A 22391-nucleotide genomic window follows, 5' to 3' on the forward strand; every position below is an offset into this window, starting at 1 on the left:
CGGAGCTCGTGACCCAGCTCACATCAGGGGACGCCGGCAAGGGCTAGTGTCATACGCGTGTCATCAGGGAGACGCGCCATGGCCGTGACTGCCGCCGCTCGGAAATCCCGCCTGCAAAACCTGCTCGAAGGCCTGGCGTTGACCGCGATCTTGCAGAGCTTTCCGACCTTTGCGACCGCCGCGCTGATGCTCAAGCTCGCCGGCAACAAGGACCTCGTCGGCGACGCCGGCGTCGCAATGTTCGTGATCGGTGCCTCGCTGGTCCAGGCGGTGCTCGCGGTGTCGCTGGGGCCGAAGCTCCCGAGCCTGTTCAAGCTGATCTACGAGCCAAAGTTCTTCGATGGTCAATTGTCGCTGTCCGACAAGATCGCCGAGTGGCGGACGCAGCCGACCGCTTCGCTGCAACTGCTGACGATCGTGCTGATGCTGTCGGTGCTGGCCGTAGTCGTGGCGAGCGTCGGGTAAGCGCGATGAGATCGGATGCAGACCGCGTTGCAGGTGCGCTCCATCTCCCGCTTGCGGGAGAGGGCGGGGGAGAGGGTTTTTCCGCAATCGGGATTTCCTGAGTGGAGAGAGCCCCCACCCGCGTCGCTTTGCGCCGCGACCTCCCCCGCAAGCGGGAGAGGTAGGGCGAGCCCGTGGCTCAATCAGACGACGACGGTGGTCGGCGTCCGCAGCCACGCTTCGTGGGTGATCGCCACCATCGACGGCACGTCGATAATGCCGATGCTGCCCCAGGTGAACATCGCGTAGGCGGGTTGTGAACCGTCGATGCCTGATGGCACCGAGGTATCGAGCTGATGTGCCAGCCAGCTCATGGTGCCGTAGCCGCACAGGCTCACGCAATGATCCTCGTTATTGTCGGCCGTGTAGCCGGTGGCGAACCAGCCAGTCTTGAAGTTGTGCGCGCGGCAGGTGGTCTCGAGCTGGTCGGCGGCGACGCCAATCTTGACCGGACCGTGATACAGCGCGCTCTTCAGCACCGCCGGGTTGGTCCAGTCGACCGTGCTCGCGTGGCCGTCGTCATAGGAGTGGTCGCTCTGGCTGAAGCCTTCCTTCTGCATCGCCTTCAGTACGTTGATGAGCACCGCGCCCTCGTAGACGCCGTGGGCCTTCGCCCATTTCTCCACCTCGGCGTCGCTGATGAAGATCTCCGGCTTGTGGCAGGCCTTGGCGAAGGCCTCTTCCGCGGTCACGCAGTCGCCATGGAGGTCGTTGTGCCAGATCGAAAGCTTCTTGGGGAAGAACAGGTGATGCGCGGGGACGTGAGCCAGCGCCACATGCGGCATCGCCGCTGCCAGTTCGTGTCGCGGGCTCGGAATTGCACCACGTTTCACTGCCGTTGCCATGTCTATCGCTCCTGTAAGATTTCCACCCCAGCAACTCGTAATTGAAACGCGGAAATCCTTTGGTGAAGTAGGTCACACCGGCAGGCCGGCTGCTCACACTCCCGCTTCACAAGCGTGTGTGCAATTGTTGCGCGTAATGCGGACATATGTGCCGTTATCGGCTTGGCACGGTAATGCGTGCGGGGAGGCGGCAATCTCTCGTCGTCATTCCGGGGCGCCGCAAAGCGGCGAGCCCCGAATGCATCGCGGTTCTTGCTCCGTTGGTGAAATGCGAGCGGGTAGCTCTACCGCTTCTTCCACCCGCCCCGTCGTCCCGGCGCGCCGCCGGTCGACTTCGGCGCTGGGCCGAACTCCGGTCCCGACTGCCGCGAGTCGGTTGGCTGGATGATCCGGCTTTCGCCGCCGAACGGCTTTGCCGGCAGCGCGCGGTTCGCGCGGTAGGGCAGCGACTCCGGACCATGCATCTCGTCGAGATGCGGCTTGTGCACCTTTGAGCCGCCACTGGCTCCGCCGCTCGCTTTCAGCGCGGAGCCCACGGTCTTCTTCTTCATCGCGCTGACGGGAAGGTTGGCGGCGTCGCCGTATTTCTTCGTGCCGGCGTACGTACCGGCCTTGCCCTGCACGGTGCGTTGTTTTGCGGTCGGATCATCGACCACCGCGAGCTCGGTGGCGCGCAGGCGTTTGACCTCGTCGCGCAGGCGGGCAGCTTCCTCGAAGTTCAGGTCGGCAGCGGCCTCGCGCATGCGCGTCTCGAGATCGGCGAGCACGGCCTCGAAATTGTGGCCGATGGAAATGACGTCGTCGGTCATGTCATGGCCGCCGACCTCCACCAGCACGTGGTCGCGCTCGTAGACGGAGTTGAGGATGTCGCCGATCTGCTTCTTCACGCTCTCCGGCGTGATGCCGTTGGCGTTGTTGTACTCGACCTGCTTCTCGCGGCGGCGGTTGGTCTCGGCGATCGCGCGCTCCATCGAACCGGTCATCTGGTCGGCATAGAGGATCACCTTGCCGTCGACATTGCGCGCGGCGCGGCCGATGGTCTGGATCAGCGAGGTCTCGCTGCGCAGAAAACCTTCCTTGTCGGCGTCCAGGATCGCGACCAGCGCGCATTCGGGAATGTCGAGGCCCTCGCGCAAGAGGTTGATGCCGACCAGCGCATCGAACGCGCCGAGCCGCAGATCGCGGATGATCTCGATGCGCTCGATGGTGTCGATATCGGAGTGCATGTAGCGCACGCGAATGCCCTGCTCGTGCAGATATTCGGTGAGGTCCTCGGCCATGCGCTTGGTCAGCACCGTGATCAGCGAGCGATAGCCGGCCTGCGCGGTGGCGCGGACCTCGCCGACGAGATCGTCGACCTGGGTGCGGGCGGGGCGGATGTCGACGGGCGGATCGATCAGGCCGGTGGGGCGGATCACCTGCTCGACGAACACGCCGCCGCTCTCGTTGAGCTCCCAGCCGCTGGGCGTCGCTGACACCGCGACCGTCTGCGGCCGCATCATGTCCCACTCCTCGAACCGCAAGGGGCGGTTATCCATGCAGGAGGGCAGGCGGAAGCCGTATTCGGCGAGCGTTGCCTTGCGGCGGAAGTCGCCGCGGAACATGGCGCCGATCTGCGGAATGGTGACGTGGCTCTCGTCGGCGAAGATCAGCGCGTTGTCGGGGACGTATTCGAACAGCGTCGGTGGCGGCTCGCCGGGCCGGCGTCCGGTGAGATAGCGCGAATAGTTCTCGATGCCGGCGCAGCTTCCCGTCGCCTCCATCATCTCGAGGTCGAAGGTGGTGCGTTGCTCCAGCCGCTGCGCTTCCAGGAGGCGTCCCTGGTCGTGGAGCTGATCGAGCCGCTGCTTCAATTCGAACTTGATGGACTTGATCGCCTGCACCAGCGTCGGGCGCGGCGTCACATAGTGCGAGTTGGCGTAGATCTTGATGAATTCGAGCTCGTCCTGCTTGTGGCCGGTGAGTGGATCGAACTCCTCGATATTCTCCACGGTGTCACCGAACAGGTTCACGCGCCAGGCGCGGTCCTCATAGTGCGCCGGGAAGATGTCGATGACGTCGCCGCGCACACGGAAGGTGCCGCGGGTGAAATCGGCCTGGGTGCGCTTGTATTGCAGGGCGACGAGGTCGGCGATGAGCTGGCGCTGGTCGATGCGCTCGCCCTTCTTCAGCGCGAAGGTCATCGCGGTATAGGTCTCGACCGAGCCGATACCGTAGATGCAGGACACCGAGGCGACGATGATGACGTCGTCGCGTTCGAGCAGCGCGCGCGTCGCCGAATGGCGCATGCGGTCGATCTGCTCGTTGATGGACGAATCCTTCTCGATATAGGTGTCGGTGCGCGGGACGTAGGCTTCGGGTTGGTAATAGTCGTAATACGAGACGAAGTATTCGACCGCGTTGTCCGGGAAGAAATTCTTGAACTCACCGTAGAGCTGGGCGGCGAGCGTCTTGTTCGGCGCGAGGATCAGGGCAGGGCGCTGCGTCGCCTCGATCACCTTTGCCATGGTGTAGGTCTTGCCCGAGCCGGTGACGCCGAGCAGAACCTGCGAACGCTCGTTGCGCTCGACGCCTTCGACGAGCTCGGCAATCGCCGTCGGCTGGTCGCCCTTTGGCTGGTATTCCGACTTGATCTCGAAGCGCACGCCGCCTTCGGACTTTTCCGGGCGCGGGGGCCGGTGCGGCGTCCACACCCGCATCGAGCCGTCGTCCTTGCGGAACTCCGGTCGTCCCTCGCGGATCAGCGTCTCCAGCGCGTCCGCGGTGGCCTTGACGCCCAGCGCCTCCATCTTGCTGCGCGGTGGCCGTGCCAGAGCCTCGGCATCGTCTTCCTCGGTGGGCAGCCCGAGTTGACGCGCCAGTTCCGGATCGAGGAACGGTACGGTCGCGGCAGTGCCGTAATTGGCCTGCGGCGCTTCCTCGAACGCACCAGCCTCTCCGCTCCCTCCCCCCTTGGTCGGGGAGGGGGGTGAGCCACGAGTCGAATCCTGCGGAAAATCCTTCGGAGTCGAGGCGCGCGCGCGATGCGCTGCGGCCTCGCCGCCGGCGCGACGGTCGCGCGAATTGTCCGGCGGCGGCTGGAGCCCCGTGGACGAGCCGATGCCGCTCTCGCCGCGATTGATCGCGGGATTGAGCAGCTCGGCCAGCGCCGGCCCGATTGGCTGCACGTCGGGTCGATGTGCTTTGGATTTCGGGGCTTTACCGGATTTTTCGGGGGGAGCAGGTTTCTTCGCCATGCCCCGAATATGGGACGAGTCCGCCGCTCAGGAAAGGGCGAATGCCCCTGCACGGGTCAGCCTGCTGACAGCAGGTTGGCAGCAGACTCACGCCGCCGGCAGCGAGCCGTCGTCTCCGACGGCCGCTTGCGGCTCGACAATGTCGAGATGGATCCCGCCGCAGTGCGTGCAGCGCATGGTCCAGTACTCGCAGCCAGCCCGGCCGCCGATCACGCGGAGCACGGTGAGCTCTCCGTTGCATTCCGGGCAGCTCGACAGCACGGAGCGTTCACAGGATTGGGCCAGCGGTTGCGTTTCTTCGAACTCGATCTGCGACATGACTTCAGTCCTCGTTCTGCCGCCGTGCTGTGTCAAAAGTCCCCGGTCAAAGGTCCTCTTCGTCCAGCTCCGTCCGCCGTCGGAAACGGTCGATATGGTGCTTGGCATCGGCAATCGCGGCTTCCGGATCGGGCCAGGCGAAGCCGACCTCCATCGCCGGAAACAGCACGCCGTCGATGGCGAGCAGGCTCAAGTCCGCGCGCCGGATACGGGCATGCCACAGGCCCTTGCCAGCCTCGAACGATTCAATGTCAAAGCCGTCGTAAAGTGTCGTCATAGTGGTAGTCCCCAATTTCTCGTTGGAGGGTTAGGAGACCACGTCCGCGCAAAGGCGCGTGTGAAGCCGTTCACACGAGGGCGGCTTTTTCGTTTTTCGTTTCAGGCGCGCGCGGCGAGGCGCCCACCCCTGCGCTTGCGCGCCGCGGGTTCCGCAGCGGTGCGCATGATCCAGCGGCGGAACGCGGCAAAGTCGCGCTGCTCGGTCTGGAAGCTGCGATACACCAGATACCAGCGCATGCCCTTGGGCACCGAGAGGTCGAACGGCGCCACCAGCCGGCCGGCGGCGAGATCGTCGTCGATATAGGGGCGGATGCCCATGGCGATGCCGAGCCCGTCGACCGCGGCCTGGAGCGCCTGCCCGTAGAACTGGAACTCGGGCCCGCGCGCGGTGATGCGGCTGACATTTGCCGCCTTCAGCCAGAGCGGCCAATCCTCCGGCGAATGCGCGACGCGGATCAGGCTTGGGCCCTTGAGGTCGGCCGGCCGCTTCAGGGATGTGGCGAGGCGAGGTACGCAGACCGGCGTGAGATCGCCGGCAAACAGCGGCTCGGCGACCAGCCCCGGCCAGTCGCCGGTGCCGAGCTTGATGCCGCAGCTCCAGTCCTCGCCGAACGGGACCGCGGCGCCGCCGGTGGTGAAGCGCACCTCGATATCCGGCTCCTCGCTGCGGAATTCGGAGAGACGCGGGATCAGCCAGCGCATCGCAAAGGTGTGGCCGACGCCGATGGTCAGCACGCGCACGCTGGAGGGCGCCGTCACCTGCGCGGTGAGGCTCGCCAGCGCGTCGAAGATCGGTGTCAACCCGCTCTGATAGGCGCGGCCGGCTTGCGTGAGCACGAGCTTGTTGGCCTTGCGCTCGAACAGCGCGACGCCAAGCCGCTCTTCGAGCAGGTGCACCATGCGGCTGACCGCGGCGGCCGAGACGCTCAACTCGATGCCTGCGGCGGCAAAGCTGCCGGTCCGCGCCGCCGCCTCGAATGCCTTGATGCCGTTGAGAAAGAGCAGCCGCCGCAAAAACATACCCTCAGGAAAGCTGATGCCAGGCCAAGATAACTCAGTTTGCGAGAGTTCCACAAGCGAGTCACAAGAATGAGTGCAATTCCAAGCTGATCTTGAGGTGCCTGCGCCTTCCCGCAAGGGCGGCGCGAGAGGCAGCTTGCGTCCCAGACTTGAGCCACCACAGGAGATCCCGTCGTGACGCCCATCATGATCGCTGCCCTTGGATTGCTGATGGTCGCCACCGCGTTTCTGTCGGGGCTGTTCGGCATGGCGGGCGGACTGATCCTGATCGGCGTGCTGCTGGCGCTGATGCCGCTGCCATCCGCGATGGTGCTGCACGCGATCACGCAGATCGCCTCGAATGGCTGGCGCGCGCTGCTCTGGCGCGCGCATATCCGCTGGCGGCCGGTCGGGGTCTATTTGATCGGCTGCGCCGTTGCGCTCGCGGCATGGTCGATCTCCCGCTACGTGCCGGACAAGCCGACCGCGCTGCTCCTGCTCGGCGTCACCCCGTTCATGGCGCGGCTGCTGCCGTCGAGCGTCAAGCCCGACCCGGACAGTGTCTGGCAGGGCACCGTCTACGGCACGATCTGCATGGGATTGATGCTGATGACCGGCGTCTCGGGGCCGCTGCTCGACACGTTCTTTCTGGGCGGTGAATTCGGCCGGCGCGAGAAGGTGGCTACCAAGGCGGTGTGCCAGGTGGTGAGCCATTTCACCAAGCTGATCTATTTCGGCGGCGTGATCGACCAGGCGGCTTCGCTCGATCCCGTTCTGGCCGGCGTCGCGATCGTGGCCTCGATGCTCGGAACCACGCTGGCGCGGCGTATCCTGGAGGCGATGAGCGATCAGCAATTCATCGCCTGGTCGATGCGGCTGATCACCACAATCGCATGCTACTATATCGCCTATGGAAGCTGGCTCCTGGTTCGCACGCCCGTGATGGCGGCCTTTGACAACGGAGGTGTGCAATGACTGACAGCGCAGACCCGCTGGTTCTGGATTTCGTCGAATGGATCGCGCGCGAGCCCCGCGTCTATGCCGAGGTGATTTCGACCTGGAAGACGTCGTGCCCACGCCTGACCATCTGGGAAGACGCCGCCGACCGCGGCTATGTCGCACGCGAGACGCTGCCCGGCATGGGCCTGATCATCGCGGTGACGGAAGACGGCGAGAGGTTCTTGCGCGTCAACGGAAGGTGAGGCCTCTCCACATCGTCATTGCGAGCGTCAGCGAAGCAATCCAGAATGGGAGACCCTCACCCTGAGGAGCGCGCATCTTGCGCGCGTCTCGAAGGGCGAGGTCGATAATCGGGCCTTCATCCTTCGAGACGCGCGTTCCGCGCTCCTCAGGAAGAAGGTCTGGCTGGGAAGACCGCTCATGTCACTCAAACTCTTCGAACTCGTCGGCACCGACGCAGCGCGGCCCTTCAGCCCATATTGCTGGCGTACGCGCATGGCGCTTGCGCATAAGGGCCTCGCCGCGGACACCCTGCCCTGGCGCTTCACCGAGAAAGCCGCGATTGCGCCACACGGCTCGCAAAAGGTGCCCGTGCTGCTGCACGACGACAGGCCGGTCGTCGATTCCTGGACCATCGCCAACTATCTCGAAGACACCTTTCCAGATCGCCCGTCGCTGTTCGGCGGGGAGGGTGGCCGCGCGATGGCGCGGATGCTGAACGGGTGGGGCGATATCGCGATCGTCGGTGGCATCTTTCCGCTGATCATCGCCGACATTCCGCAGAATTTGGCGCAGGTCGATGCGGATTATTTTCGCCGGACGCGAGAGGCGCGTTTCGGCAAGTCGCTGGAGGAGATCATGGCGAGCCGCGACACCGCCGTCGTCGCCTTTCGCAAATCGCTCGACATCATGCGTCTCACTCTGAAAACGCAAGCCTTCCTCGGCGGCAACGCGCCGAACTACGCCGACTACATCGTGTTCGGTGGCTTCCAATGGGCGCGCGTGGTGAGCCCGTTCAAGCTGCTGGAGGCGGACGACCCCGTCTACGCATGGCGTGAAAAGCTGCTCGACGCGTTCGGCGGCATGGCGCGGAAGTCACCGGGGCACCAGGTGTAGGTTTCGTAGCCCGGATTACGCTTGCGCTCCATCCGGGCTACGTGCCGCCGCATCCGCGGCCGCCTTGCGCAGGCAATCGCGGCACAGGCAGTCCTCGCCCTCGACCGGCATCGGCAGCCGCGCAGGCTCCTCGGCGCACCAACAGGCACCGGACAATCCGCATGAAAACGCCGTGCCGCAGCGGGAACAGGCGATTTGACGCAAAGGTGCGGCGGGTGCGGTGAGGATTTCTTTCCGATTTGTCATCATTCGCGCCGAAGCTTCGCCGACATTTTCATGCCGGGTTCATCATTGACGGCGGTATAATAATCGCCGCGCATGCCGCTAGGAAGTGCAAGGACAGAACAATGGCCCGCGATCCGCAAGCCGCGCTCGTTGCCCTCAACCGGTTCGGCTTTGGCGCGCGCGGCGGCGCATCCGGCGACTTCGTCAATGCCGCGTCCGACCCGCGCGGCTTCGTGAAGGCGGAGCTCGGCCGGCCGAACGGCGTGCTGCTGGAGGCGCCGGGCCTGCAATCGACGCCGCAGCTCGGCCAGGCCGTGTTCGAATATCAGGCACAGGTGAAAGCGGCGCGCGAGGCTGCCGCCAAGGCCGGCACGCCAGATGAATCGAAATCAGGTGAAGCGAAACCAGGCGAAGCCCAGCAGCCGCCAGCGCAGCCCGCACCAGCCGATCAGAAGCCCGCAGCGCGCCGGAATTTGTCGCTCAATGCCGTCGCGATGGACATCGCCGGCCAGTCGCCGGAGATGAAGGCGTCCGACGCCGCAGCAAAACCTGCTGAGGGCATGCAGCCCAATGCGCCGCCCCCGGCCACCGCGAAGCCTGCGCCGCAACCGCTCAATGTGATCCAGAAGACGTTTCGTGCCGAGGCTTTGGCGCGGCTGCAACGCGCCACGCTCGCCGATTGCGGCTTCACCGAGCGCCTCGTCGCGTTCTGGTCCAACCATTTCTGCATCTCGGCAGCCAAGGGCGAGCTGGCGCGGATCTGGGCCGGCGCATTCGAGCGCGAGGCGATCCGCCCCCATGTGCTCGGCCGCTTCGCCGACATGCTCAAGGCTGTCGAGCAGCATCCGGCGATGCTGTTCTTTCTCGACAACCAGCAATCGCTGGGTCCGGATTCGCGCGCGGGCCAGAACCGCAAGCGCGGGCTCAACGAAAATCTCGCGCGCGAGATCATGGAGTTGCATACGCTCGGCGTGAATGGCGGTTACACGCAGGAGGACGTCACCTCGCTTGCGCGCATCATCACGGGATGGACCTTCGCCGGCCGGCAGGGCCGGTTGGGCGAGCCCGGCAATTTCGTCTTCAACGCCAATGCCCACCAGCCCGGGCCGCAGGTGCTGCTCGGCAAAACCTATGACGCGGCGGGGCTGGCGCAGGGCGAAGCGGCGCTCGCCGACATCGCGCGCCATCCCTCGACCGCGACCTTCATCGCCACGAAGTTCGCTCGTCACTTCGTCGCGGATGATCCGCCGCCCGCGCTCGTGGCGCGCCTGCGCGATGTATTCACGAAGACCGACGGCGACCTCAAGGCGCTTGCGACAGCCCTCGTCGATTCCAACGAGGCCTGGACCGCGCCTCTGACCAAGATGCGTTCGCCTTACGAATTCCTGGTCGCGAGCGGCAGGCTGCTCGCGCGCGTGCCTGAAGATCCCGGACAGTACCTGGGCAGCCTCAATCTGCTCGGTCAGCCGCTGTGGTCGCCGGCCGGGCCGAACGGTTTTCCCGACACCAACGCCGCCTGGACCGCGCCCGAGGGCATGAAGCTCAGGCTCGACATCGCGGTCCAGATCGGCTCGCGGCTCGGCAACAATATCGATCCGCTTGACCTGCTGGAATTCGCCGCGGCAGATGCGGCCTCGACCGAGACGCGGCGGACCATCGAGCGTGCGGAATCGCGCCAGCAGGCACTGGCGCTGCTCCTGATGTCGCCTGAATTCCAGAGGAGATGACGATGGATTGCGCCGAGAATCGGCTCCTCACTTCGCGACGTGCGCTGCTGCTTGGTGGCGTCTCCTTCGCCGCCTGGGCGTATTTGCCGAAATTCGCGCGCGCGGCCGACGGCCGCGATCCGCGCCTGATCATGGTGATTCTGCGCGGCGCGCTCGACGGCCTTGCGACCGTCGCGCCGCTTGGTGATCCCGATTATGCCGGCCTGCACGGCTCGATCGCGTTGAGACGCGATGGTGAGCATCCTGCGCTCATGCTGGACTCGTTCTTCGCGCTGCATCCCTCGATGCCGGAATTCGCGCGCATGTATCGCGACAAGCATGCCGCGGTGATCCATGCGGTGTCGACGCCCTACCGCGACCGCTCGCATTTCGACGGCCAGGACGTGCTCGAAAGCGGCTATGCGGGCCCCGGCCGCGTGCAATCCGGCTGGCTCAACCGTGCGCTGGAAGCGCTGCCGCGCGGCGAGCGCGTCTCCAGCGGGCTTGCGGTCGGTCCCACCACGCCCTTGGTGCTGCGCGGCGCCGCGCCGACCGTCGGCTGGGCGCCGGTCGCGCTGCCGCAGGCCGATGACGACACCGCGATGCGGCTCGTCGATCTCTATCGTCACCGCGACCCCGCGCTTGCCTCTGCATTGTCGCAAGGCTTGCAGTTCGAGAAGGCGGCAAGCGGCGACGACATGAAGCCGAAGGGAGGCAACGCGGTCGCGCAGATGCGCCTGGTCGCGAAGGGTGCCGCAAAACTGATGGCGGCCGACGACGGCCCGCGCATCGCCGCGCTCGCTTTCGACGGTTGGGATACGCATGCCAATGAGGGCGGTCCGGTCGGGCGGCTCGCATTCCTGCTCGGCGGCCTCGACGGCGCGCTCGCCGAGTTCGAAAGCGGTTTGGGAGATCGCTGGCGCGACACCGTCGTCGTCGTTGCAACCGAATTCGGCCGCACTGCACGCATCAACGGCACCGATGGTACCGACCACGGCACCGGCACCATCGCGCTGCTCGCCGGGGGCGCCGTGAAAGGCGGCCGTGTGATCTCCGACTGGCCGGGATTGAAGCTCGCAAATCTCTACGAAGGCCGCGACCTCAAGCCGACGACCGACCTGCGCGCAGTCATCAAAGGTGTGCTGCAAGACCAGTTCGGCCTTGGTGATCGCGTGCTGGCGGAGACGGTGTTCCCCGACAGCGCCAGCGCAAGACCGATGAGAGGGCTGGTCGCATAACCAAGCACAGTCGTCATTCCGGGGCGCGCTTCAGCGCGAGCCCGGAATCCATCGCTCCGCGGAAAAATGGAATCCGGTCTGCGCCTTGCGGCGAATCCGGGAATGACGAGATAATCTGCGGAGCATCAGGAGACCAACTTCATGTACATCGCCATGAATCGCTTTCGCGTCGCCAAGGGGTCGGAAAAAGCCTTCGAGCAGGTGTGGCTGTCGCGCGACACGCATCTGGACAGGGTGCCGGGCTTCATCGAGTTTCATCTGCTGAGAGGGCCGGAAGCCGAGGACCACACGCTCTATGCCTCGCATACCGTGTGGGCCAACTATGCGGCATTCGAGGCCTGGACCAAGTCGGAGGCGTTTCGCGCCGCGCATCACAAAGCCGGCGACAACAAGCCGCTTTATCTCGGCCATCCTCAGTTCGAAGGCTTTGAGGTGATGCAGACCGTGGGGCGCGGCGGGAAGTAGCGCCGCGCTGCGAGCGTCAGCTCTTGGTGATCCCGTCGATCTCCGCGAGTTCGTCCGCGCCGAGCTTCCAGGCGATTGCCTTGACGTTCTCCTCGACTTGTTCGACGCGGGTGGCGCCTGCGATCACGCTCGCCACCTGCGGACGCGCGGCGAGCCAGGAGAAGGCGAGCTCGACCATGGTGTGGCCACGCGCCTTGGCGAAGGCCTGGAGTTTCTTGACGATATCCTCGTTACGCGGCGTGAGATAGCGCTCGCGCAGCGCCGGCGCCTTGGCAAAGCGCGTGTCGGCGGGAGCGGCCGCACCGCGCTGGTATTTTCCGGTCAGAAGACCGCTCGCCAGCGGGAAGAACGGCAATAGCCCGAGCTTGTACTCCTGCGCGGCGGGCAACAGGTCGTTCTCGATGTCGCGGACCACGAGGCTGTATTCGTCCTGGCAGGAGATGAAGCGGCTGACGTTCATCGCCCGCGCGGTGAATTCGGCTTCGGCGATGCGCCAGGCGGGGAAGTTCGAATTGCCGATGTAGCGCACCTTGCCTTGGCGCACGAGATCGTCGAGCGCGCGCAGCGTCTCCTCCAGCGGCGTCAGCGGATCGTAATCGTGCTGCTGATAGAGGTCGATGTAATCGGTCTTCAGCCGCTTCAGGCTCGCCTCGACCGCGCGCATGATGTAGCGGCGCGAGGCACCCTGCTTGGTGCCGTCGCTTGCCATCGGCTTGGAGAATTTGGTCGCGAGCACGATGTCCTTGCGGCGGTCGCCGAGCACGGTGCCCAAGACGGTCTCCGAACCGCCCATGCCGGCGTAGATGTCGGCGGTGTCGAACAGCGTGATGCCGAGATCGAGCGCGCGGTGGATCACCTTGCGCGAGGTCTCCAGATCAGTGCGCTGGCCGAAATTATTGCAGCCGATGCCGACGGCGGAGACGCGCAGGCCGGAGGCGCCGAGATTACGGATTTCCATGGGAGGAGGTCCTGTCAGAGGAGCGTGCGGGCAAGGGGCCATTCTGACGACCACGCGCTCGGCCAGCAAGGCGACGGCCGCGGTGCTGCCATGCGCACAAAAAAATGCGGCCCCGGTCAGACGCGGCGACTGACGGGGACCGCTTGGGCGCTTGATCGGTGACGGGGGGCCTGATCAGGCGCAAGCGGAAGCCTAGCCCTGCAATGTTACGTGCAGGTGACAGCCGCGCTTATCCACAGGTTGCAGGCCGCGGCTCAGAAGATCCTGCGGTAGACGATGAAGCCGGAGCGCTCCGCGACCTTATCATACAGGCGCTGCGCGGTGAGGTTGGTCTCGTGCGTCTGCCAGTAGACGCGGGGCGAGCCCGCGGCCTTCGCCCGCTCATACACCGCGTAGATCAGCGCCGAGGCGACGCCCTGGCCGCGCGCGGCCTCCGCCGCGAACAGGTCCTGCAGATAGCAGGACGGCTCGACCGCAGTCGTCGAGCGGTGAAACAGATAGTGCGTCAGGCCGAGCAGTTGGCCGTCTTTGTCGGCGACTAGCGCATGCACCGGCTCATATGCATCGAAGAAGCGCTGCCACGTCATGCGCGTGATCTCGGCCGCGAGCGCGGTCGCACCAGAGCGGCCGTAGAACGCGTTGTAACCGTCCCACAGCGGCAGCCATTGATCGTAGTCCTGCCGGGTGACGGCGCGAATGGTGAGCGACATGGCGAAATTCCACGATCAAGGGGGGAGCAAGGCGCTAGCCAATCGATCCGTCGTTCTAACGGGATGATCGCCGCGCCGATCAATAACGCTTTAGGTTGTTTGGAGCATGATCTCTTCGGAAAACCGCTTCACACTTTTCCGGATCATGCTCTTGCGCTATTCGGCGACGCGCAAATAGCGGATCAGGTTGCGGCCGGTGGGATCGCGCAGCGAGCGATAGTAATCGGCGCGCGAGGGCGCATCGCCGTGGCGGACGAGGTCGGTCACCGGCGTGTAGCTCAGCATGCGTCCGCCGTCGGGCAGCGCGGCGCAGACGAAGCGCAGCACCTCGCCATTGCTGAGCTTGATGTTGATCGGCGTGGCGTCGCCCATCCTGACCATCTCCATCCGCACGGCGATGAAGGCGCTCAACTCATCCTCGGGCAGCTCGAAGGCGCCAGTGTCGCGGCCGTGATACATCAGCGCGATGAAAGGCGGCCGGCTCTCTGCCTTTTCGTCGGGCAGCGAGAAGTAGTCGCGGAAGGCGCGGTTGATGAACTCGGCGCGGGTTTCTGCATCGAGCAAAACAATGCCGATGTCGACCTGATCGAGCGCCGCCGACAGGCGCTCTGCCGTGGCGTAATGCCGGCGCTCCAGCGCAAAGGCGTCGAGCAGGCGCTCGCGCATCAGCCCGGTAATCCCTGCGGTGGCGGCCGCTGTGATCGCCAGCAGGCCGAGCCGGACGAGGTCGGTCGCGGCGTAGCCGGGAACGGTCTTGTTGTAGAGGAAGAACAGCGCCGTGCCGATCACCGCGACGGCTGCACTGGCCATTGCGGAGGCGAAGCCGGACAGCGAGCCGGCAAAGGCGACGATGCAGACGAACAGCGGTGCGGGTGAGGGGATGGGAAGATAGCGATCGAGCAGCAACGCCAGCAGCGTGGTCGCTGCCGTCAGCGTCGGACCGGATATCGCACGCCATCCGAGGCCCATGGCCCTATCTTGCTCCCTGACGAGCTAACGCGCGGAGAGTGGCCGATCGTTGCGCCGTCGCGGTGCGGTTTCGCGTGAGATGCTTAAGGCGTGACTGCGCCGGCGCGCAGAGCTTTCCGCAGATTTTAAGCCAAGTCGCCGTGCGTTCGAGCGAATGCTCAACATCAGCGTGTGTCCCTTACGCCGTCACATGGCTGTGCACGGCCGGGAGGTTCAGCGTCGATGTGCCCGTGCTCTTGCGCGTGCCGGCGAAAATCAACAGCGATGCCGCGACCAGGATGGCCGCGGTGAGGGTCGCTGCAACGATGATCACCGGTGACTTCATCGATGGCCTGCTGCGATGCCGGTGAGGGCGCGTTCGCGATGACGGCGCCCCGTGGTAGTCGAGGATGAGCCGCGGGTCAGCCGGCAAGCCCCATCGCCATGGTCGCCCGGGTCGTCAGTACCGTCAGGGCGACGATCAGGCACAGCGACAGCGCCGCGATCGCGAGCGAAGCCGCGACGGCACCTGTCAGCCGGGAAGAGACGACGGGGGCAGGTCGGCCCTGAAAGCCCACCACGCCGGACGTCCGAGTCATGGTCTAAATCCTTCAGCGTGCGAGCGAATCACTCGCGACGCAAACCAATGTCACAATTTCAACAGGCAATATTGGGGCGGCGGTCGCGCCGAACATGGCGAAATCGCGGCAAAGGTTAACGTTGTGCCCGGTATCCTGGACCCGCTCAGGCGCTTGCGGCGATGCTCGCTGGATCGTCGATATCGGCCGGCCGCCAGTCCATCGACACGAAGCCGGGCGCCTGCTCGACCCGCTTCAGCCAAGCCCGGACCGCCGGGAAGGTCGAGAGGTCGAAGTCGCAGCGGTCGGCAAGATGGGTGTAGCCGTAGAGTGCGATGTCGGCGACGGTGAGCTGGCGCGCGGCAAAATACTCGGCGGTCTTGAGGTGGTTTTCCATCACCTGGAGCGCGCCATAGCCACGCTCCATCCAGTCCTCCAGCGCGTGGGTCTGGAGATCGCGGCCGCCCTTGACCAGAGATAACCAGAAATAGGCGGCACCGATATTGGGCTCGAGCGCGTGCTGCTCGAAGAACATCCATTGCAATGCCTCGGCGCGGTCGATGCGTTGCTCGGGCGCGAGCGGCGTGCCGCCGGCCACGTACCAGAGGATGGCATTGGACTCAGCGAGGTAGCGGTCGTCGCCGACCTCGAGCAACGGCACTTGTCCGGAAGGATTCTTCGCAAGAAAATCCGGCGTGCGGCTCTCGCCGCGCAGAATGTCGATCTCGATTGCCTGGTAGGGTACGTTCAACAGCGCCAGCGCAAGGCGGACCTTGTAGCTGTTGCCGGAGCGTTGCATCGAATAGAGCTTGTACATTCGAGAGGTTCTGATCCGGTGACGGGAAGGCGCCGCTTGTTGCCCTGCAACGCGGCTAAACAATGATGCCGTTGCGAATCCGCCGCAAGGGCCGCGCGCTAGAAAAACTTGAAATCGCTACTGCACTGCAACGCTGCAAAAAATCATTTCAACACGACAGAACAATTCGCATCACGCTTGCGTCAGGTTGTGCTCATCTCGCGCCTGGAATGGTTGCGGTATCATCCGCGCGATCAGTTTGCATCGTTAGGTTGCATGCCCGCGTCAGAAATGGCGGCTCGCAGCTTCGATAAGGAACGAAATTGCTCGGAGGACAATGCTTGCCGGATATGAGCCATTTCGGCGGCAAAGTTTAGGAATATTGCGCAAATCCGGGCCTCGTTGGTGCCGATCCGTAAACTTTTGCCCTGACCGGGCCGAAGTTTCTTGCGGTGCAGCGGCACCCGTCCTAGGGTGCATCATTCCCACAATCAGAGTCGTGACACCCAAGGGCTCACGACGCTTGCCAGGAGATGATGATGTCCTTCCTTGCCGCTGCGCTCGACCGTGTGAAGCCGTCCGCGACCATCGCGGTCACGGATAAAGCACGCGCGCTGAAAGCGGCGGGCCGCAACGTCATCGGCCTCGGCGCGGGCGAGCCCGACTTCGACACGCCCGCCAACATCAAGTTGGCCGCGATCCGTGCCATCGAAGCCGGCAAGACCAAGTACACCGCGGTCGACGGCATCCCCGAGCTGAAGGAAGCGATCATCGCAAAGTTTCAGCGCGAGAACGGCCTCAGCTACAAGCCGAACCAGGTGATCGTCGGCACTGGTGGCAAGCAGGTGCTCTACAACGCGCTGATGGCGACCATCAATCCGGGTGACGAGGTGATCATCCCGGCGCCCTATTGGGTCAGCTATCCTGAGATGGTCGCGCTCGCTGGCGGCGAGCCCGTGCCGGTGGTCTGCACCGCCGCGACCGGCTTCAAGCTCCATGCCGAAGCGCTCGAGCGCGCGATCACGCCGAAGACCAAATGGGTCATCCTCTGCTCGCCGTCGAACCCGACCGGCGCGGCCTACACCAAGGCCGAGCTGAAGGCGCTCACCGAAGTGCTGGTCAGGCATCCCCATGTCTGGGTGATGACCGACGACATGTACGAGCACCTCGTCTATGACGACTTCCAGTTCACCACCGTCGCGCAGGTCGAGCCGAGCCTCTACGACCGCACGCTCACCGTGAACGGCGTGTCCAAGGCCTATTGCATGACCGGCTGGCGCATCGGCTATGCCGGGGGTCCGGCGCAGCTCATCAAGGCGATGTCGACCATCCAGTCGCAATCGACCTCGAATCCCTGCTCGATCGCGCAGTGGGCCTCGGTGGAAGCGTTGAACGGTCCGCAGGATTTCATCCCCGCGAACAACAAGGTGTTCAAGGAGCGCCGCGATCTCGTCGTCTCCATGCTCAACCAGGCGAACGGCATCGAGTGCCCGCGCCCCGAGGGTGCGTTCTACGTCTATCCGTCCTGCGCGGGCACGATCGGCAAGACCGCGCCGTCGGGCAAGGTGATCGGAAACGACGAGGTGTTCGTCACTGAGCTCCTCGAGAGCGAAGGCGTCGCGGTCGTGCAGGGCTCGGCCTTCGGCCTCGGTCCGGCCTTCCGCATCTCATACGCGACCAAGACCTCCGATCTCGAAGACGCCTGCAAACGCATCCAGCGCTTCTGCGGCAACCTGCGTTGAGCCGCCGAATGAATGAAACAAAAGGCCCGCTTTCAGGCGGGCCTTTTTTTTGAACCGCAGGCGATCTGGAACCACCAAGATTATTGTGGCATAGAGCATCGCGCGCCGCGTGTGCGGCGCACTCTCTGCTCGCATCACATCACAGCCGGAGACTTTCCATGCGCCGTTCACTCCTCCTCGCCGGGCTTGCCGCGTCTGGCCTCGTTGCGTCCGTCGCGGGTGCGAGCGCGCAGCAGCGGATGGTGCAGGTCGGCGTGCTCGAATGCCGCGGCGGCGCCAGCATCGGCTTCGTGGTTGGATCAGTGACCAACCTTGGCTGCGTGCTGCGGGCCGAGGGCTTGCCGGAGGATCGCTACGTCGCGACCATTCGCAAAGTCGGTCTCGATCTCGGCATCACCCAGGAGACGGCGCTGGCGTGGGGCGTGTTCGCGCCCGTCGACCGTCTCGGGCCTGGCGACCTCTCGGGCAACTATGCCGGCGCGCAAGGCAGTGCGTCGGTCGGCGTCGGCTTAGGGGGCAACGTGCTGGTCGGCGGCTCCAATAATTCGATCGCGCTCCAGCCGCTCAGCGTGCAGGGCCAGGTCGGACTCAACGTCGCCGCGGGCCTCGAAAGCCTGGAACTCCGCCCGGGTCGCTAACTCGCGGTCAATTGTAGTTGAGTCCACGCCAGCCGAGGAGCTCCGTACACCTCTCCCTGCTTGGGAGAGGTGCGACGTTCCGAGGCGCCGTGCCGGACCTGATCTCATCAATCGCTGAGACTTGATCTAACGGACGACGCACCGCAGCGACGTTTCGCGCTTGCCAAAATGGAGGGACCGGCAGAGCATCGACCTTTGCCGACCCAATCACGGGCCGAGCTCCACATGAAGGAGGCGGCGAATGGGACAAGACGTCAGAAGTCCCCGAGGTCCACGGTGCATTGCACTGGTGGGCCCTTTCCAAAGCGGTAAAACCACTCTTCTCGAAGCGATTTTGGCACGAACGGGCGCAATCCCGCGTGCCGGTAGCGTCGATGCCGGTACTTCGGTGGGCGACGCCACGGCAGAGGCCCGCCATCACAAGATGACCGTGGGCCTGACGGCTGCCACCACGAGTTTCATGGGCGACAGCTACACCTTCCTCGATTGTCCGGGTTCCGTTGAGTTCGCTCACGACATGCGCGCGGCGCTGCCCGCGGTCGACGCAGCGGTCGTTGTGTGCGAGGCGGACGAGAAGAAGCTGCCGCAGCTTCAGATCATCCTGCGCGAGCTGGAGGAGATGAAGATCCCGCGCTTTTTGTTCCTCAACAAGATCGATCGCGCCAATAAGCGCATTCGCGAGACGCTCGAGACGTTGCAACCGGCCTCCCGCGTGCCGCTGGTGCTGCGCCAGATTCCGATCTGGAGTGGCGAGCTGATCGAGGGCTTCGTCGATCTCGCGCTCGAGCGCGCCTTCGTCTATCGCGAGCACAAGGCCTCCGAGGTCATCGCGCTCGAAGGCGGCAATCTCGACCGCGAGAAGGAAGCCCGCTTCTCGATGCTGGAGAAGCTCGCTGATCACGACGATGCACTGATGGAGCAACTGCTCGAAGACATCCAGCCGCCGCGTGATGCCGTGTTCGACGATCTCTCGCGCGAACTCCGCGAAGGCCTGATCTGTCCGGTGCTGCTGGGCGCGGCGGCGCGCGAGAACGGCGTGCTGCGCCTGATGAAGGCGCTGCGCCATGAGGCGCCCGGCATTGCCGAGACCGCCAAGCGGCTTGGCGCGCCCGATACCAAGGATGCGCTCGGCTATGTCTTCAAGACACTGCATTCGCAGCATGGCGGAAAGCTGTCGCTGACGCGGTTGCTTGCCGGCCATCTCGACGACGGCGCCACGCTGCAATCCGCCTCGGGTGGCGCGGGACGCATCTCCGGCATTCTCGCCGTCAACGGCGCCTATGATACCAAGCGCCCGTCGGCGGAGGTCGGCGACACGATCGCTCTTGGCAAGCTTGATGCGATCAAGACCGGCGACACGGTCTCGACCGGCAAGACCCAACCGTCTCAGCTGATCGCGGTCGAGCCGACGCCGCCTGTGCTTGCGATCTCGGTCGCGGCTACCGACCGCAAGGATGACGTCAAGCTTGGCCAGGCGCTTGCGCGGCTGCACGAGGAAGATCCCTCGCTGATGGTCGTGCAGAACGCCCAAACCCATGACACCGTGCTGTGGGGGCAGGGCGAGATGCACTTGCGCGTCGCCAGCGAGCGGCTGCGTGACCGTTTCGGCGTCAACGTCAAGTCTCATCCGCCGGCGATCGGGTACCAGGAGACAATCCGCAAGCCGATCGTCCAGCGCGGCCGGCACAAGAAGCAGTCCGGTGGCCACGGCCAGTTCGGCGACGTCGTGCTCGACATCAAGCCGCTCGCGCGTGGAGAAGGGTTCAAGTTCGCCGAGAAGGTGGTCGGCGGTGCGGTGCCTCGCAACTACATCCCGGCGGTGGAGGAAGGCGTCGTCGACGGCTTGACGCGCGGCCCGCTCGGCTTCCCCGTCACCGACGTCGCGGTGACGCTGACCGATGGCTCCTTTCACAGCGTCGACTCCTCCGATCTCGCGTTTCGCACGGCGGCGCGGGTCGGGCTCAACGAAGGCCTGCCGCAATGCCAGCCGGTGCTCCTGGAGCCGATCCATGTCGTCGAGATCGTCTGTCCGACGGATGCCACCGCCAAGATCAACGCGATCCTGTCGGCGCGCCGCGGCCAGATCCTCGGCTTCGACACCCGCGACGGCTGGAGCGGCTGGGACTGCGTGCGTGCCATGATGCCGGAGGCCGAGATCGGCGAGCTGATCGTCGAGTTGCGTTCGGCGACCGCCGGCTCCGGCAGCTTCACCCGCCAGTTCGATCACATGGCCGAGGTGACGGGGCGCGCCGCCGATCAGATCATCGCCGCGCATCGCGACGCGGCGTGACGGTGGCATTGCGTTTGACGGCCGGCCCCCGGGCCGGCCGTCAGCGTTCCTCTTTGTAAATTATTGGAGTTAGTGACCCTTGCTGGGCGCAGGTTTGCCGCTGGCCGCCCGCGGGCGACGCTCGCGTGCTTGACAGCGCGGGCCGGACGCGAAATGGATCGCCGAGAAATTCCCGGGAGGGATCGTTGCGAACCTGCGCCATCGAGGAAAACCGTGTCTAAGACGCCCGTAGCCTGTCTGATCGGATGGCCGGCGGCGCATTCGCGCTCACCGCTGATCCACCGCTACTGGCTGCGTACGCTCGGCATCGAGGGCGGCTATGTGATCGAGGCGGTGCCTCCGGACGACTTGCGCGACTTCGTGCTCCGGCTGTCGTTGCACGGTTTCGTCGGTGCCAACGTTACGATCCCGCACAAGGAAGACGTGCTCGCGCTCTCGATACCGGATGCGCGCGCCAAGGCGGTCGGTGCTGCCAACACGCTGTGGCTCGCGGGAAGCGAGCTGCATTCGACCAACACGGACGTCGAAGGCTTCATCAACAATCTCGACGCCAGCGCACCGGGTTGGGATGCGGCCGAGGAGGCGCTGGTGCTGGGTGCCGGCGGCTCATCGCGCGCGGTCGTGTTCGGCCTGCTCGAACGTGGCGTCAGCCGCGTCCATCTGGCCAACCGCACCATTGCGCGGGCCGAGGCGCTTGCGACGGCGTTCGGTTCGCGCGTGCAGCCCCTGGCCTGGGACGCGATCGGTGACGTGCTGCCGCGGGCAAGGCTGCTCGTCAACACGACCTCCCTCGGCATGCGCGGCCAGCCGGCGCTCGAACTCGAGATCGCGCGCCTGCCGCAACAGGCGGTCGTTGCCGACCTCGTTTATGTTCCGCTGATCACGCCACTGCTTGCAACCGCGCAGGCGCGCGGGCTGAAGACCGCCGACGGGCTCGGCATGCTCTTGCACCAGGCGGTGCGCGGCTTCGAGCTGTGGTTCGGCAAGCGGCCGCAGGTGACGGCGGAGCTGCGCGCGCTGGTCGAAGCCGATCTCACAAAATCTTGAGAGAATAGGACGCGGCCGCCGGGGTCCTGTCCTAGTGGGACAATCGGAGACTTTTCATGCCTGTTCAACGTGCAACTTTCACACGTCCGCTCGTCGCTGTCGCGATGGTGGGCCTGTCCACGCTCTATGCCGTCGCGCAGCAGGCGCCGGTGCCGACGCGGGTGCGTGGAACGATCGAAAAAGTCGACGGCGACGTGCTTGCCGTCAAGTCGCGCAGCGGCGAGGACGTCAAGCTTCGTGTCGCATCCGACCTGCGGGTCGCGGGGATCACCAGGATCGCCCTTTCCGATATCAAGGTCGGCTCCTTCATCGGAGCGACCACGGTGCCGGGACAGGATGGTGGCCAGAACGCCGTCGAGGTCCATGTCTTTCCGGAAAGCATGCGCGGCACCGGCGAGGGCTCGCGCCCCTGGGACCTGAAGCCGAACTCCAGCATGACCAATGCGACGGTGGCCGAAAGCGTGGTCGGCAATGACGGCCACACACTGCTGGTCAAGTACAAGGACGGCGAGAAGAAGGTGTTCGTCTCCGCCGATACGCCTGTGGTCACCTACGTGCCCGGCGAGAAATCGGACCTCAAGGCTGGCGCCAAGATCATCGCCTTCGTCAAGCAGCTGCCGGACGGATCGTTCGAGGCCAGCCGGGTCAGCGTCGGCCGCGACGGCCTGACGCCGCCGATGTGAGGCGCTCCCCGTGCGCGGGTCGGTTTTTGTGATCGGAACAAAGCGCAGGAAAGCGGAATAGGCATCCAGGTCCGGGGTTGCGATGATTGACCGGCGCAACCGCCCTGGAG

General features: G+C 65.1%; 24 protein-coding genes. 12 read left to right on the forward strand and 12 right to left on the reverse strand.

Annotation, left to right across the window (positions count from 1 at the left end):
* The first annotated feature begins 78 nt into the window (after positions 1–78).
* Entirely contained in the window at positions 79–465 is a 387-nt protein-coding gene (locus SO180_RS05850) for a hypothetical protein (RefSeq protein WP_449377868.1), read from the forward strand.
* Between the two features lie 182 nt (positions 466–647).
* Here the strand turns inward: SO180_RS05850 and SO180_RS05855 are convergent, their stop codons facing one another.
* The 5 genes from SO180_RS05855 to SO180_RS05875 all read right to left on the reverse strand — a co-directional run bounded on the left by SO180_RS05855 (position 648) and on the right by SO180_RS05875 (position 6196).
* A complete protein-coding gene (locus tag SO180_RS05855) occupies positions 648–1349 on the reverse strand; it encodes a hypothetical protein (RefSeq protein ID WP_449377869.1) in 702 nt (233 codons plus the stop codon).
* A 284-nt stretch (positions 1350–1633) separates the two neighbouring features.
* Complete coding sequence (gene uvrB, locus SO180_RS05860; protein WP_449377870.1) at positions 1634–4585, reverse strand: excinuclease ABC subunit UvrB; 2952 nt, start codon at positions 4583–4585, stop codon at positions 1634–1636.
* A gap of 87 nt (positions 4586–4672) precedes the next feature.
* Positions 4673–4903 carry a hypothetical protein gene (locus SO180_RS05865; protein WP_449377871.1) on the reverse strand — a complete coding sequence of 77 codons (231 nt, stop codon included), beginning with the start codon at positions 4901–4903 and terminating at the stop codon, positions 4673–4675.
* Between the two features lie 46 nt (positions 4904–4949).
* Complete coding sequence (locus SO180_RS05870) at positions 4950–5180, reverse strand: hypothetical protein (protein ID WP_449377872.1); 231 nt, start codon at positions 5178–5180, stop codon at positions 4950–4952.
* 101 nt (positions 5181–5281) lie between these two features.
* Positions 5282–6196, reverse strand: coding sequence for a LysR substrate-binding domain-containing protein (locus SO180_RS05875; RefSeq protein ID WP_449377873.1), 915 nt, complete (start codon positions 6194–6196; stop codon positions 5282–5284).
* Positions 6197–6376: 180 nt separating this feature from the next.
* Here SO180_RS05875 and SO180_RS05880 point away from each other — a divergent pair, with 180 nt between their 5' ends.
* The 3 genes from SO180_RS05880 to SO180_RS05890 all read left to right on the forward strand — a co-directional run bounded on the left by SO180_RS05880 (position 6377) and on the right by SO180_RS05890 (position 8257).
* Positions 6377–7156 (forward strand): TSUP family transporter, encoded by a 780-nt coding sequence (locus SO180_RS05880; RefSeq protein ID WP_449377874.1) that lies wholly within the window; start codon positions 6377–6379, stop codon positions 7154–7156.
* Positions 7153–7383: a hypothetical protein gene (locus tag SO180_RS05885; protein ID WP_449377875.1), complete on the forward strand. Its 231-nt coding sequence runs from the start codon at positions 7153–7155 to the stop codon at positions 7381–7383. Before SO180_RS05880 ends, SO180_RS05885 begins: the two co-directional genes overlap by 4 nt.
* Before the next feature lie 178 nt (positions 7384–7561).
* Entirely contained in the window at positions 7562–8257 is a 696-nt protein-coding gene (locus tag SO180_RS05890; protein WP_449377876.1) for a glutathione S-transferase family protein, read from the forward strand.
* A gap of 15 nt (positions 8258–8272) precedes the next feature.
* Here the strand turns inward: SO180_RS05890 and SO180_RS05895 are convergent, their stop codons facing one another.
* On the reverse strand, positions 8273–8503 hold the full coding sequence (locus tag SO180_RS05895; protein ID WP_449377877.1) for a cysteine-rich CWC family protein: 231 nt from the start codon (positions 8501–8503) through the stop codon (positions 8273–8275).
* A 101-nt stretch (positions 8504–8604) separates the two neighbouring features.
* On the opposite strand from SO180_RS05895, the gene SO180_RS05900 reads away from it, so the two are divergent.
* The 3 genes from SO180_RS05900 to hmuQ all read left to right on the forward strand — a co-directional run bounded on the left by SO180_RS05900 (position 8605) and on the right by hmuQ (position 11891).
* Positions 8605–10209: a DUF1800 domain-containing protein gene (locus SO180_RS05900; RefSeq protein WP_449377878.1), complete on the forward strand. Its 1605-nt coding sequence runs from the start codon at positions 8605–8607 to the stop codon at positions 10207–10209.
* On the forward strand, positions 10206–11426 hold the full coding sequence (locus SO180_RS05905; protein ID WP_449377879.1) for a DUF1501 domain-containing protein: 1221 nt from the start codon (positions 10206–10208) through the stop codon (positions 11424–11426). The genes SO180_RS05900 and SO180_RS05905 overlap by 4 nt, the downstream gene beginning before the upstream one ends.
* Before the next feature lie 141 nt (positions 11427–11567).
* On the forward strand, positions 11568–11891 hold the full coding sequence (gene hmuQ / locus SO180_RS05910) for a heme-degrading protein HmuQ (protein ID WP_449377880.1): 324 nt from the start codon (positions 11568–11570) through the stop codon (positions 11889–11891).
* 16 nt (positions 11892–11907) lie between these two features.
* On the opposite strand, the gene SO180_RS05915 is transcribed toward hmuQ, so the two are convergent.
* The 6 genes from SO180_RS05915 to SO180_RS05940 form a co-directional block, all read right to left on the reverse strand.
* Positions 11908–12849 (reverse strand): aldo/keto reductase, encoded by a 942-nt coding sequence (locus tag SO180_RS05915; protein ID WP_449377881.1) that lies wholly within the window; start codon positions 12847–12849, stop codon positions 11908–11910.
* A 254-nt stretch (positions 12850–13103) separates the two neighbouring features.
* Positions 13104–13559 carry a GNAT family N-acetyltransferase gene (locus tag SO180_RS05920; protein ID WP_449377882.1) on the reverse strand — a complete coding sequence of 152 codons (456 nt, stop codon included), beginning with the start codon at positions 13557–13559 and terminating at the stop codon, positions 13104–13106.
* Between the two features lie 156 nt (positions 13560–13715).
* Positions 13716–14528, reverse strand: coding sequence for a PAS-domain containing protein (locus tag SO180_RS05925; protein WP_449377883.1), 813 nt, complete (start codon positions 14526–14528; stop codon positions 13716–13718).
* 178 nt (positions 14529–14706) lie between these two features.
* Complete coding sequence (locus tag SO180_RS05930) at positions 14707–14853, reverse strand: hypothetical protein (RefSeq protein WP_449377884.1); 147 nt, start codon at positions 14851–14853, stop codon at positions 14707–14709.
* A 76-nt stretch (positions 14854–14929) separates the two neighbouring features.
* Entirely contained in the window at positions 14930–15106 is a 177-nt protein-coding gene (locus SO180_RS05935; protein WP_449377885.1) for a hypothetical protein, read from the reverse strand.
* Between the two features lie 145 nt (positions 15107–15251).
* Complete coding sequence (locus SO180_RS05940; protein ID WP_449377886.1) at positions 15252–15902, reverse strand: glutathione S-transferase family protein; 651 nt, start codon at positions 15900–15902, stop codon at positions 15252–15254.
* A 518-nt stretch (positions 15903–16420) separates the two neighbouring features.
* Here SO180_RS05940 and SO180_RS05945 point away from each other — a divergent pair.
* From SO180_RS05945 to SO180_RS05965, 5 genes are all read left to right on the forward strand, one after another.
* The gene (locus tag SO180_RS05945; protein WP_449377887.1) at positions 16421–17623 is read left to right on the forward strand and encodes a pyridoxal phosphate-dependent aminotransferase; all 1203 of its coding nucleotides are present in this window, start codon (positions 16421–16423) and stop codon (positions 17621–17623) included.
* 158 nt (positions 17624–17781) lie between these two features.
* The gene (locus SO180_RS05950) at positions 17782–18261 is read left to right on the forward strand and encodes a DUF992 domain-containing protein (protein WP_449377888.1); all 480 of its coding nucleotides are present in this window, start codon (positions 17782–17784) and stop codon (positions 18259–18261) included.
* Between the two features lie 241 nt (positions 18262–18502).
* A complete protein-coding gene (locus tag SO180_RS05955) occupies positions 18503–20551 on the forward strand; it encodes an elongation factor G (protein WP_449377889.1) in 2049 nt (682 codons plus the stop codon).
* Positions 20552–20764: 213 nt separating this feature from the next.
* Positions 20765–21598 (forward strand): shikimate dehydrogenase, encoded by an 834-nt coding sequence (locus SO180_RS05960; RefSeq protein WP_449377890.1) that lies wholly within the window; start codon positions 20765–20767, stop codon positions 21596–21598.
* Between the two features lie 56 nt (positions 21599–21654).
* Complete coding sequence (locus SO180_RS05965; RefSeq protein WP_449377891.1) at positions 21655–22281, forward strand: hypothetical protein; 627 nt, start codon at positions 21655–21657, stop codon at positions 22279–22281.
* Positions 22282–22391 lie beyond the last annotated feature (110 nt).

This window comes from Bradyrhizobium sp. UFLA05-112, assembly GCF_053572325.1.